This window comes from Porphyrobacter sp. LM 6, assembly GCF_001720465.1.
GTDB lineage: Bacteria > Pseudomonadota > Alphaproteobacteria > Sphingomonadales > Sphingomonadaceae > Erythrobacter.
Genome location: NZ_CP017113.1, coordinates 2898283 through 2910420 on the forward strand (window position 1 = coordinate 2898283; position 12138 = coordinate 2910420).

Consider the following 12138-nt stretch of genomic DNA (forward strand, 5'->3'; position numbering starts at 1 on the left):
TTCCACCGGCTCGAAAAGTCGCCACCTCGATATCTCGCAAGACTTGCATATGCGAGTGATTTGCAATAGCTGAAATGCCGACTCCACCGGAAGGCCCCAACATCATGCTTCGAATTGCCCGTACTGCCCTGCTCCTCGGCTGCGCCATCAGCGCCTTTCCCGCCCTCGCGGCGAGCGATACCGAAGCGGGCGATGCGGCGGCGACAGAGAGCAGCGCGGCTGACAGTGCATCGGCGGAAGGCCCGAACATCGTCGTCACCGGCAATGTGCTCTATTCCGACCAACTCAACGCGCTGAAGACCCCGACGCCGATCATCGACGTCCCGCAATCGCTCTCGATCACCACCGCCGACCAGATCGTGCGGCAGGGCTTCGACAGCATCGCCGATATCGTGCTTTACACCGCAGGCGTGAGCAATTCGCAGGGCGAAGGCCACCGCGATTCGGTGATCTTCCGCGGCGTGCGCTCGACCGCAGACTTCTTCGTCGACGGGGTGCGCGACGATGTCGAATACTACCGCGGCCTCTACAATCTTGAACAGGTCGAAATCCTGCGCGGCCCCAATGCGCTGCTGTTCGGGCGCGGCGGCACCGGGGGCATCCTCAACCGCGTGACCAAGAAGGGCGTCATTGGCGATACCTTCGCCGGATACCGCGCCTCGGTCGACACCTTCGGCGCCTATGACATCTGGGCCGATCTCAACCTTGCGACCGGCGACAATTCGGCGCTGCGGCTCAACGCCGCCTATGAAAGCCTCAACAATCACCGCGATCTGTACGAGGGCGAACAGATCAGCTTGAACCCCACCTTCCGCACGCAACTGGGCGGCAACACCACGCTCGATCTGTCCTACGAATACATCAATCACGATCGCTTCGTGGATCGCGGCATCCCGACTGATGATGCCGGCAATCCGGTGCGCGCGCTGCGGCGGATCACCTTTGGCGATCCGGCGAACAATTACACCACCTTCGAAGCCCACGTGCTGCGCTCGACGCTCCAGCACAGCTTCTCCGATGGGCTGAAGGGCAACATCACCGCGTCCTGGGGTGACTATGACAAGGTCTACGCCAATGTCTTTCCGGTCGGCTACAACCCGGCCACCAACGTGGTAGCGATGGATGGCTACATCGACAGCAACCACCGCCAGAACCTGATCCTGTCGGGCAATCTGGTGGGTGAATTCGCCACCGGCGGGATCGAGCACACGCTGATCGTCGGCGGCGAATATATCGACACCAGCAACGATAATGACCGCTTCAACGCGGTGTTCGATACCGCCGTCGCCGATGGCCGTCGCGCCGATGTCGAGTTCTTCCGTGCGGTGCGCCCCTTCCCCTTGCGCGGCGGGGTCGGCACGCTGGCCGATGGCCGCACCACCCGCCTCGCCTTCTCCTCGCTGAACGATGATACCGAGGCCGATCTGACCGTGTTCTCGGCCTATATCCAGGACGAGGTGAAGCTTGCCGATTGGCTGCGCGTGGTGCTCGGCGCGCGGTTCGACAGCTTCGACATCACCGTGCTCGACAACCGCAACGGGGCCGTCCGCACCCGCAAGGACAAGGAGGTGACCCCGCGCCTCGGCCTGATCCTCAAGCCGCGCGAAAACCTGTCGATTTACGGCAGCTATTCGGAGAGCTTCCTGCCGCGTTCGGGCGACCAGTTCGCCGACATCAACCCGCCCAATGATGCGCTGGAGCCCAACACCTTCTCGAACCGCGAGATCGGGGTGAAGTGGGACTTTGCCCGCGATCTGGCGCTGACCGGCGCGGTGTTCGAAATCCGCGAGCGCTCGCCGCAGGTGTCCGACAGTGACCCCGGCACGCTCGACGTGCTAGAATCCAAGATCCGCGGGTTCGAGGCCCAGTTGCAGGGCCACGTCACCGAGGCGTGGTTCCTGACCGCAGGCTATTCCTATCTCGACGGCGAACAGCAGAGCCGCACCGGCCCCACCGGTCGCCGTCTGCGCGAACTGCCGCACCACAAGTTTGCGATCTGGAACACGGTTCAGGCAACCGATCAGCTCGGTTTCGGCCTTGGCCTGACCGCGCAGGACGAAAGCTTTGCGGACAACGCCAACTCCGCGACCCTGCCCGCCTATGCGCGGGTCGATGCGGCGGTGTTCTATGACGTGAACGACAAGGTCCGGGTGCAGCTCAATGTCGAAAACCTGTTCGACGAGCTCTACTTCCCCAACGCGCACTCGGCCGATGAATTGACCGTCGGCGCGCCGCTCAATGCGCGGTTCACGGTGACCGGAAGGTTCTAACAGGCACCGCTATTCGGGTTCGGGCACACGCAGCGCGGGGACAGCCCTTGCGGCGTCCTCGGCGCTGATGCCCGGCGCGGGTGCGGCGCTGATCCGTTCGCGACGCTGCGCCACCCGGCCGGCCTGCTCGACCGCGCGGATCAGGCGCGGATAGACCCCGCAGCGGCAGATGTTCGGAATCGCGGCCTCGATCTCCTCGCGGGTCGGCGCAGGATTGCGCTGGATCAGCGCGGCGGCGGCGATGGTGATGCCGGGGGTGCAATATCCGCACTGGATCGCCTGCTGCGCCACCATCGCCTGCTGCACCGGATGCGAGCGGTCGTTCGAGAGGCCCTCGATCGTGGTGATGATCCGCCCCTCGCACTCGGCCAGCGTGATCGCGCAGGATCGCAGCGCCACCCCGTCGACCAGTACCATGCACGCGCCCGAACAATCTCCGCCGCCGCACGCCTTGGTGCCGGTGAGGTTCATCGCCTCGCGCAAGCCGTAAAGCAGCGGCGTCCGGGGATCGAGATCGAACTCGACCGGCCGTTCGTTGACGGTCATGCGCGACATGGCGAGCCCTTATGCGGCGCTTACTGGCGCCAGCTGTCGTCGATCTTGTCGATCCGGCGCTTCCACGCCTCGAAATCGAACAGCCCTGCGCCGCCCTGCCCACTCATCACGGCCAGATCGCGCTGATGGACGTCGACCACGTCCTGCGAAATCATGATCGGATCACCCATGCGGAGCGTCGCCACCTGAATCTCGCAGGCGCGCTGGAGCGCCCACATCTTGACGAACATGCCCTGGATGGTGCGGTCCATCACCACGGGGCCGTGGTTGCGCAGCATCAGGATGGTGTGATTGCCAAGGTTCTGCACCAGCCGCTCGCCTTCTTCGGGACGCACGGTGACGCCCTCGAAGTCGTGATAGCCGATCTGGCCCTGGAAATTGCAGGCGTAGAAATTGGTCGGCAGCAGCCCGTCCTTGTGGCTGGCGACCGCCATCGTCGCGGTGGTGTGGACGTGGCAGATCGCATCCGCACGGCCGCCCAGATGCTTGTGGAAATAGGCATGCTGGGTGAAGCCCGCCTTGTTCACCATATAGGGCGAACCGCCGACATTATTGCCCTCGACATCGATCTTCACGAGGTTCGACGCGGTCACTTCGCTGTAGAGCAGACCGAAGGGGTTGATGAGGAAGGTATCCTTCTCCCCCGGCACCTTCAGCGAGATGTGGTTGTAGATCGATTCCGACCAGCCGAGGTGGTCGAAGATGCGGTAGCACGCCGCCAGATCGAGCCGCGCCTGCCACTCTTCCTTGCTACATTCGATTGTGGGTTTGAGCTGGGTCGCCATCGGGCCGTTCCTCTCCGTCTGTCTGTTGATCATGCTATCGCACGCGCAGGGAATGCTTTGCAAGCCGGGCAAGGCCCCGCTACGCCTCGTCACGATGAACGCGCCCGCCCCTTCCGTTGCCAAGCTGGTGAGCGGCAGCATCCCGGGACACCTGGTCAGCCAGACCATCCCTGCGGTGATCGGGGTGGCGGCGCTCATGTCGGTCGGGATCGTCGATGCCTATTTCATCGGCCAGCTCGGCAGCGCGCCGCTGGCTGCGATCAGCTTCATCTTCCCCGTCACCGTCGCCAGCACCTCGCTGGGGGTCGGGGTGATGGTCGGGATCAATTCGGTCGTCGCCCGTGCGCTGGGTGAAGGCGATTTCGAAAAGGCCGCCCGCCGCGCCAATTTCGGGATCGTGTTTGCCGCGCTCGTCGGGATGATGATGGGCGTCATGCTGTTCGCGCTGATCGAGCCGATCTTCGCTGCGATGAACGCGCCTGACCACCTGATGCCGCTGATCCGCGCCTATATGGCGCCCTTCGCCGCAGGCTTTCCGCTAAGCCTGATGATCATGGGTCTCAACGGCGTGCTGCGCGGTCAGGGCGAGGCCAAGCGCACGAGCACGATAAACATCACCTATGCCGCCGCCAACTGGGTGCTCAACCCGATCCTGATCACCGGGGCATTTGGCTTCGAGGGATTCGGGATGGCGGGATCGGCCTATGCCACGATCACCGGCTGGGCCATCGGCGCGCTGGCGGGGCTGTGGGTGCTGCGCGGAACATCGCTGCCGTTCAACCCCGGCCTGCTGCGCGAATGCAGCCTGATCGATCCGGCCAAGGCGATCATCAAGGTTGGTCTTCCGGCGGCGTTTTCCAACGCGATCAACCCGCTCGGCCTGTCGGTACTGACCGCAAGGGTCGCGCTCGAGGGCGAGGCCGCGGTCGCGGGCTTCGGGGCGGCGGGGCGATTGCAGAGCTTCGTGATCGTCCCGCTGCTGGCGCTTTCGGGCGCGATCGGGGCGATTGTCGGGCAGAACTGGGGCGCGGGCCGGTATGACCGGGCGCGCGAGGCGGCGCTTTACGCGGCGGGCTTCTGCGTCGTCTGGGGGCTGGCGGTGGCCATCGGGATAATCGCTGCGGGCGAGAGCTTTGCCCGGCTGTTCACCGACGATCCGGCGGTGGTGGCGGAGTTCGCCGCCTATCTCCGGATCGCGGCGTGGGGCTATGCCGGGTTCGGACTGCTGATCGTGGGCAATGGCATCATGAACGCGGTCGACAAGGCAGGATTTGCCCTCGGCCAATCCATCGTGCGGGTGTTCCTGGTGATGCTGCCGGTGGCGCTTGTGCTCCAGCCGGGCATGGGGAGCGCCGCGATCTACACCGCCGAACTCGCCGCCAACCTGTTCGGCGCGCTTTCGGCGGTGGTGCTGGTGCGCCACATTTTGCTCAAGCGCGAGCCGGCCTGGAGCGCGCGCTAGGCGCTTGTTAACCAACCTTCGCGCATAGCGTGCCCGATATAAACAAGGGCGCGCACCTGATGGACGATCTGCTGGCGGAATTCATCGCCGAGACCCGCGAGATGTTGGAGGCTTCCGGCGGCGAACTCGTCGCGTGGGAGGCCGATCCAACCGATCGCGCGCGCCTCGATACGATCTTCCGCTTCGTCCACACGGTGAAGGGCAATTGCGGCTTCTTCGATTTCCCCCGCCTTGCCGAGCTAAGCCATGGCGCCGAGGATGCGCTGTCGGATTGCCGCGCTGGGCGGCGCGAACCCGACCAGCAACTCGTCACCGCAGTGCTCGCCATCATCGACCGGATTGCCCACATGATCGATGCGATCGAGGCGGGCGAACCCTTCCCCGAAGGGGGTGACGAAGCGCTGATCAACGCCGTCAATGTTCCACGTGAAACATCCACTGAAACGGGCCTGGAGGGGGTCAAGCAGGGGTCTAGCGGGGGTCAAGACGCCCCTAACCACCCGCTCCACGCGCCTGCGAGCGCGCTGCTCGAACGCGCCGACGATCCCTCTGCCCCGTTCCGCCGCAGCGATGCCGCCATTGCCCAGCGCACCATCCGCCTGCCGGTCGAACTGCTCGACCGCGTCATGAGCGGCGTTTCCGACATGGTGCTGGCGCGCAACGATCTCGCCCACCGGCTGCGTCAGGCCGGCACCCAGCCGACCATCGACGGCCCGTTCGAACGCCTCACCGCGATCCTTTCCGACGTGCGCGACGCGATCACCCGGATGCGGATGCAGCGCATCGAGACCCTGCTCGGCGTGCTGCCGCGCATGGTGCGCGATCTCTCAGCCGAACTCGGCAAGCAGGTGATGGTCGATACCGACGGCGGCGATGTCGAGCTTGACCGCGAGATGATCGAGACGATCCGGGACCCGCTGACCCACATCATCCGCAACGCCATCGACCACGGGATCGAACCGCCCTCGGCCCGCCTCGCCAATGGCAAGCGCGAGATCGGCATCATCGCCATCGCCGCGCGCCAATCGGGCAACACCATCAGCATCGTCATCAGCGATGACGGGCGCGGGCTGGATGAGGAACGCATCGCCGCCAAGGCGATCGCCACCGGCCTCATCACCCCTGCCGAACGCACCGCGATGAGCCGCGAGCGTATCCTCAACCTCATCTTCGAACCCGGCTTCTCCACCGCCGAGACGATCAGCAATGTCTCCGGGCGCGGGGTCGGGCTCGACGTGGTGCGCCAGAACCTCGAAAAGGTGGGCGGTTCGATCCGCGTTGCCAGCCAGCCGGGTCATGGCACCCAGTTCACCCTGCAAATCCCGCTCACGCTCAGCATCATCGCTGGGCTGACAGTCGAGGTTGGCGGGCAGCGCTTTGCCATCCCGCAGAACTATGTCGAAGAAATCGTCCAGTCTTCGGCGCGCACACTCGATCTCACCCATATGGGCGAGACCGCGCTCATCACCTTCCGCGGCAACCGCGTGCCGTGCCTGACGCTAGCCGATGTGCTCGGCCTCAACGATGCCGCGCCCGCCAAGCGCGATCCCACGATCCTGATGCTGCGCCTTGCCAGCGGCGATCTGTTCGCGCTGGCGGTGGACCGCATCCACAATCACGGCGATCTGGTGGTCAAGCCGCTCGCGCCTGCGGTAATGCGGTCGGGCCTCTACGCCGGATCGACGCTGCTCGATGATGGCCAGCCGGTGCTGCTGCTCGACATCGCCAACATCGCCGCCGCGCATGATCTGGTGTCCGAAGCGCGCGCGCGCCTGCGCCAGCTGCCTGAGTCGGTCGAGGCCACCGCCGCGAAGGCGCTCGACCGGGCGATGCTGTTCACCGATTTCACCGGGCGGCGCTCGGCGGTGCGGCTGGAACTGGTGCAGCGCATCGAAACCGCACCGGTCAGCGCAATCGACATGTCCGGCCCGCGCCCGCGCGTGGTGATCGACGGGATGATCCTGCCGCTGGTGGGTCTGCCCGAAACCCCGCTCACCGCCGCCAAGGTGCGACTGCTGCGGCTGTCCGACGGGGCGAGCGAACTGCTCTATGCCGTGCGCGAGATCGAGGATGCGGTGGAACTGGACGGCGAACTGCGCCCCGTTCCCGAAGACCCGTTTGCCGAAGCGGTAACGCTGGTCGAAGGCCGACCGGTCACGCTCATCGATGCCCATGCGCTGTTCGCGCGCTTCGGCGAAGCGCCGCTTGCCGCCAACCGCCCGCGCTGCATCCTGCCGCAGGACGACTGGGCGCAGACCATCCTTGCCCCGCTGGTGGGTGCGGCCGGTTACGATATCGTGCCGCCCGATGCCGCCGATCCGGCCACCATCACTGTGGTGTTTGACGAGGTATTCGAAGTCGCCGAAGCGCTGGGCCGCGCGCCCGTTGGCCCGGTAATCCGCCTGCGCGATCAGGCCGATGCGCCTTCGGGCAGCGATACGATCTACCGCTATGACCGCGACAGCCTGCTCGCCGCGCTGGCCGCGGCTGCCCACGGGGTGACCAAGGCCGGAGGCCGCGCATGACCAACACGTTGCTCCTGATCGCACAGATTGCCGGGCGCCGCTGCGCGCTTGATGCGCTCGATGTGAAATCGGTGATCGAACTGGGTGCCATCACCCCGATCCCGCGCGCGCCCGCCTATATTGCCGGGATCACCGCGCTGCGCAGCCAGACACTGACCGTCATCGATTGCCGCCTAGCGCTGGGCCTTCCGCAGCAATCCTGGCCGACCGATGATCGCGCGGCGGTGGTGGCCGAAGGCGGCCATGCCTATGCGCTGATGGTCGATGCGATCGAGGATATCACCACCGCCGTCGGCGCGCCGGGGCAAGTGCCGGGCGGGTTCGGCGCGCAGTGGTCGCGCGCGGCCAGCGGGATGATCGAGACGATGATCGGCCCCGCGCTGCTGCTCGATCTGCCCGCGCTGCTCGCCGGGCCTGATACGGGCCGAGGTGAAATCGGGGCGGCGGCTTAATCCAATACTTACCAAACGCGCCTAGGATCATGTCATCAAGCGCAGGAACCACCATGAAGACATGTCTGATCGTCGATGATTCCCGGGTCATCCGGAAGGTTTCGCGGCATATCCTCGAAACCCTCGGGTTTGCAGTGGAAGAGGCTGAAAACGGCCAGGCCGCGCTCGATGCGTGCGCTGCCGCCATGCCCGATGTCGTGCTGCTCGACTGGAACATGCCGGTGATGACCGGGATCGAGTTTCTGGTGCAACTGCGTGCACGCCCCGGCGGCGATACGCCCAAGGTCGTGTTCTGCACCACCGAGAACGACGTCGCGCATATCCGCGAGGCGATCCAGGCTGGTGCCGACGAATATGTGATGAAGCCCTTCGATCACGAGACCCTGCAGATCAAATTGCAGCTCGTCGGGTTTGCGTGACCGACGCCACGCCCTTTTCGCGGGCGCCCTTTTCCTCCGGCGCTGACCGCCCCTTTGCCCAGCGCGGCGCGGCCGCTGCGATCCGGGTGATGATCGTCGATGATTCGCTCACCGTCCGCACAATCTTCAAGCGAATGGTCGAAAGCGATCCCGCGATGGTGGTGGCAGGCACCGCCAGCAGCGCCGAAAACGCGCTGACGCAGCTCGCTGTGCAAGGCGCCGATGTGGTGCTGCTCGATCTCGAAATGCCGGGACGCGGCGGGCTCGATGCCCTGCCCGCGATCCTCGCCACGCCCGCCGAGCCGCAGGTGCTGGTCGTCTCCTCGCTCACCGCCGACGGGGCCGAACATACGCTCTCGGCGCTGTCGATGGGCGCGGCGGACACGCTGCTCAAACCCCGCCCCGGCGGTTTCAACGAAGATTACCGCGCGCAGCTGCTCGGCAAGATCCGCGCGCTCGGACGGCGCCGGGGCGAGGCCGCACCTTTGGCCGCCCGCCCCGCCGATCCGGTGCCCGCCCCTCCGCTCGCCGGCCGGCGCGTCCTGCGCAGCGATGTCGTCGCGATCGGCGCTTCGACCGGCGGGATCCACGCCCTGGGGCTGATGCTGCGGCGGCTGACGGCAAGCTTTGATGTGCCGATCCTTATCACCCAGCACCTGCCCGCCTCGTTCATGCCGGTGTTCGCACGGCAGGTCGAAACCGCCTGCGGGCGTCCCACTGATATCGCCACCGACGGGCTGGAGATCCTGCCCGGACGGGTGATGATCGCACCCGGCCATGGTCATCTTGTGGCAGAGCGGCGGGGCGAACGGCTGGTCGCGCGCATTTCCAGCATACCTGCGCCGAGCGGGTGCATGCCCTCGGTCGATCCGATGCTGTCGAGCCTTGCCTCGGCCTGCCACGGCCGCGCGCTCGGGGTGATCCTGTCGGGCATGGGCCGCGACGGGGTGATCGGCGCGCGCGAACTGGTCGAGGCCGGCGGCACGATCTACGCACAGGATGCCGAAACCAGCGCCGTATGGGGGATGCCCGGCGCCGTGGCGCGGGCGGGCCTTGCGAGCCTGATCGCTGCGCCCGAACGGCTCGGCGATGCGCTGCTGGCGCAGGCCAGCACGCTGGGTGTGAGGTAAGGCGCGATGGAAGTCAGCGAAGCCTCCCACCAGATCATCGCCGAACTGCTCGCCGCGCGCACCGGCCAGCACCTTACGGAGAGCCGCCGCTGGCGCGTCAATTCGGCGCTCGCCGGGCTGTTCCGCGAGCTGGGTATCAGCAATGTCGACCAACTCGTCTGCCTGCTCGCCGCGCCGCCCGCGGGGCTCAGCGGACGCGACCTCTCGCAGGAGGTGGTCGAGGCGCTGCTCAACAACGAGACCTATTTCTTCCGCGACAAGCCGACCTTCGACCAGCTTCCGGCCGAAATCCTGCCCGAACTCGCGCACCGCCGCCGCGACACGCGCCGCCTGTCGATCTGGTCGGCGGGCTGTTCGACGGGCCAGGAGGTCTATTCGCTCGCCATGCTGTTCGCCGACCAGGCCGACCGCTGGGAAGGGTGGAGCATCGACATCCTCGGCACCGATGTCTCGCACCGCGCGATCAACGCCGCGCGCAGCGGGCTCTACAGCCAGTTCGAGGTGCAGCGCGGGCTCGGCGTGACGCAGATGCTCACCTACTTCGACGAAACCCCGCGCGGCTGGCAAATCCGCGACGAGGCCCGCGGGATAGTGCGCTTCCAGCAGCACAACATGCTCAGCCCCCATCCCGGCCGTGCGCCGTTCGATCTGGTGCTGTGCCGCAACGTGCTGCTCTATTTCGATCAGTCGACCCGCGCCGAAGCCTTCGCCCGGCTCGCCAGCGCAACCATGCCCGATGGCTTCCTGATGCTGGGCGCAGGCGAGACCGTGGTCGGCCAGACCGACCGCTTCGGCCCCACCGCCAAGCGCGCCAGCTTCTTCGAACCGCTGGTGCAGGTCGCCCCGCCGGCCCGCAGAAAGACCGCGTGAGCCAGCGCTTTACTCTTCCTTAGCCGCTTATGTTTAGAACGTTTTGGACAAGCCGGCGCTGAGACCGCGCTCTTCGGGGAAACGTCGATTGTGATTGCGGTGCAGCTACCTTTGCGAATGACACCCGCCGGACTGGTGGTGACGCCGCTCGTCCTGGTGAGCGTGCTGGGAGCGCTGGTGGTGGCTGCCATCAGCTTCAGCGACCGGATCGAGATCGTCTCTCCCGGCGCGCTGCTGATTGCGGCCATCCTGCTTTATGCCGCCGCACTGCTGTTCCTTGGTCGAAGCGGCATCGCCGTGGTCCACGCGCTCAAGGCCCGCGCGGTGATCGATCCGATGACCCGCCTGCCCAACCGCCACGCCTTGCACGAGGATATCGAACGCCTCTCGCTGGGCGGCGACGAAGTCGCGCTGGCGATCATCGATCTCGACAGCTTCAAACAGGTCAACGACCACTACGGCCACGACCTCGGCGACAAGCTGATCGAAGCCTGCGCGCAGATGATGCGCGAGGTCTGCGGCAGCGAGGCCCGGTGCTACCGCCTCGGCGGCGATGAATTTGCCGCCGTCATGTCGGGCAAGGTTGCCGGCACCATCCTTGAAGGGATCTGCCGCACCCTGCTTGAACGCATGGGCGCACCGCTCGACGTGAGCGGGTATCTGATTTCGGTCGGCGCCAGTATCGGCCTGTCGCGCAGCCTGCCCGGTGAACGCCTGCCCTCGTCCGAAATGCTCCGCCGCAGCGACGTGGCGATGTATCAGTCCAAGCGCGGCGGCAAGATGCGCTGCACCTGGTTCAACGAAAGCTTCGACCGCCGCCGCGAGCGTGTGCGCGCGATCGAGGACGAGATCCGCAGCAGCATTGCCACGGGCGAATTCAACCTCGCCTATCAGCCGCTTGTGGATGCCGATGACGGGCACATCGTTGCGGTCGAGGCGCTGCTGCGCTGGGATCGCGGCACCCGCCCGCCGCTCGGCCCCAATGTGTTCATTCCGGTCGCCGAGGACTCGGGCCTGATCAACCCGCTCGGGCTGTGGGTGCTGCGCCAGGCGGTGTGCGACGCGCTGCGCTGGGACGGCATCACGCTGTCGGTCAACATTTCCGCCGCGCAGCTGCGCAACCCCGAATTCCCAATCAAGCTGGGCGAAGTGCTGGAAGAAACCGGCTTCCCGCCGCACCGGCTGGAGCTGGAAGTCACCGAAACCTGCCTCGTGCTCGATCCGGTGATTGCCGAACGCACGCTCGACGTGATCCGTTCGTTCGGCGTGCGGATTGCGCTCGATGATTTCGGCACCGGTTATGCCTCGATCGGCTTCCTGCGGCGCTTCCGCTTCGAAAAACTGAAGCTCGATCGCAGCCTTGTCGAACTCGCCGGCGTGGATGATGCCAGCCGGGCGATGATGCTCTCATCGATCGCGCTGGCCCGCGCACTCGATATGGGGGTGACGGCCGAAGGGGTTGAGACACAGGAACAGGCTGATCTCGTGCGGCTCGCCGGGTGCGACCAGATCCAGGGCTGGCTCTATTACCGCGCCCTGCCCGCCGCCACGATCGACCAGCTGATCGCCGATCAGAACGCAACGCGCAGCTCGGCCAACGATCAAGCCGCGTGAGCCCCGATCCTGGCCGGGCGTGCTTAACATGCTGTGCGCTTGAAACTCCGGTTTCC

At 66.0% G+C, this 12138-nt stretch carries 10 protein-coding genes; 8 read left to right on the forward strand and 2 right to left on the reverse strand.

Translation table 11 applies throughout. The annotated features are described in order from the left end of the window. The first annotated feature begins 104 nt into the window (after window positions 1–104). On the forward strand, window positions 105–2270 hold the full coding sequence (locus BG023_RS13920; protein WP_233993020.1) for a TonB-dependent receptor: 2166 nt from the start codon (window positions 105–107) through the stop codon (window positions 2268–2270). A 9-nt stretch (window positions 2271–2279) separates the two neighbouring features. On the opposite strand, the gene BG023_RS13925 is transcribed toward BG023_RS13920, so the two are convergent. After that, complete coding sequence (locus BG023_RS13925; protein ID WP_069310970.1) at window positions 2280–2825, reverse strand: (2Fe-2S)-binding protein; 546 nt, start codon at window positions 2823–2825, stop codon at window positions 2280–2282. Window positions 2826–2845: 20 nt separating this feature from the next. Further along, entirely contained in the window at window positions 2846–3610 is a 765-nt protein-coding gene (locus tag BG023_RS13930) for a class II aldolase/adducin family protein (RefSeq protein ID WP_069311357.1), read from the reverse strand. A 94-nt stretch (window positions 3611–3704) separates the two neighbouring features. On the opposite strand from BG023_RS13930, the gene BG023_RS13935 reads away from it, so the two are divergent. The 7 genes from BG023_RS13935 (at window position 3705) to BG023_RS13965 (ending at window position 12082) form a co-directional block, all read left to right on the forward strand. Next, a complete protein-coding gene (locus BG023_RS13935; protein ID WP_069310971.1) occupies window positions 3705–5072 on the forward strand; it encodes an MATE family efflux transporter in 1368 nt (455 codons plus the stop codon). A gap of 29 nt (window positions 5073–5101) precedes the next feature. Then, window positions 5102–7597, forward strand: coding sequence for a chemotaxis protein CheA (locus BG023_RS13940; RefSeq protein ID WP_335673839.1), 2496 nt, complete (start codon window positions 5102–5104; stop codon window positions 7595–7597). Then, window positions 7594–8049 (forward strand): chemotaxis protein CheW, encoded by a 456-nt coding sequence (locus tag BG023_RS13945; RefSeq protein ID WP_069310972.1) that lies wholly within the window; start codon window positions 7594–7596, stop codon window positions 8047–8049. The genes BG023_RS13940 and BG023_RS13945 overlap by 4 nt, the downstream gene beginning before the upstream one ends. Window positions 8050–8102: 53 nt before the next feature. Then, window positions 8103–8468, forward strand: a complete 366-nt coding sequence (locus BG023_RS13950; RefSeq protein WP_069310973.1) for a response regulator — start codon at window positions 8103–8105, stop codon at window positions 8466–8468. Then, on the forward strand, window positions 8465–9598 hold the full coding sequence (cheB, locus tag BG023_RS13955) for a chemotaxis-specific protein-glutamate methyltransferase CheB (RefSeq protein WP_233993021.1): 1134 nt from the start codon (window positions 8465–8467) through the stop codon (window positions 9596–9598). Before BG023_RS13950 ends, cheB begins: the two co-directional genes overlap by 4 nt. A gap of 6 nt (window positions 9599–9604) precedes the next feature. After that, complete coding sequence (locus tag BG023_RS13960; protein ID WP_069310974.1) at window positions 9605–10468, forward strand: CheR family methyltransferase; 864 nt, start codon at window positions 9605–9607, stop codon at window positions 10466–10468. A gap of 117 nt (window positions 10469–10585) precedes the next feature. After that, entirely contained in the window at window positions 10586–12082 is a 1497-nt protein-coding gene (locus BG023_RS13965) for a putative bifunctional diguanylate cyclase/phosphodiesterase (protein WP_069310975.1), read from the forward strand. The last annotated feature ends 56 nt before the right edge of the window (window positions 12083–12138 follow it).

Excerpts from the sequence above, each read along its gene's own strand:
- BG023_RS13925 (WP_069310970.1), bottom strand. The coding sequence starts at position 2,825 with ATGTCGCGCATGACCGTCAACGAACGGCCGGTCGAGTTCGATCTCGAT.
- BG023_RS13965 (WP_069310975.1), top strand. The coding sequence starts at position 10,586 with ATGACACCCGCCGGACTGGTGGTGACGCCGCTCGTCCTGGTGAGCGTG.
- BG023_RS13930 (WP_069311357.1), bottom strand. The coding sequence starts at position 3,610 with ATGGCGACCCAGCTCAAACCCACAATCGAATGTAGCAAGGAAGAGTGG.
- BG023_RS13935 (WP_069310971.1), top strand. The coding sequence starts at position 3,705 with ATGAACGCGCCCGCCCCTTCCGTTGCCAAGCTGGTGAGCGGCAGCATC.
- BG023_RS13950 (WP_069310973.1), top strand. The coding sequence starts at position 8,103 with ATGAAGACATGTCTGATCGTCGATGATTCCCGGGTCATCCGGAAGGTT.
- BG023_RS13945 (WP_069310972.1), top strand. The coding sequence starts at position 7,594 with ATGACCAACACGTTGCTCCTGATCGCACAGATTGCCGGGCGCCGCTGC.
- BG023_RS13920 (WP_233993020.1), top strand. The coding sequence starts at position 105 with ATGCTTCGAATTGCCCGTACTGCCCTGCTCCTCGGCTGCGCCATCAGC.
- BG023_RS13960 (WP_069310974.1), top strand. The coding sequence starts at position 9,605 with ATGGAAGTCAGCGAAGCCTCCCACCAGATCATCGCCGAACTGCTCGCC.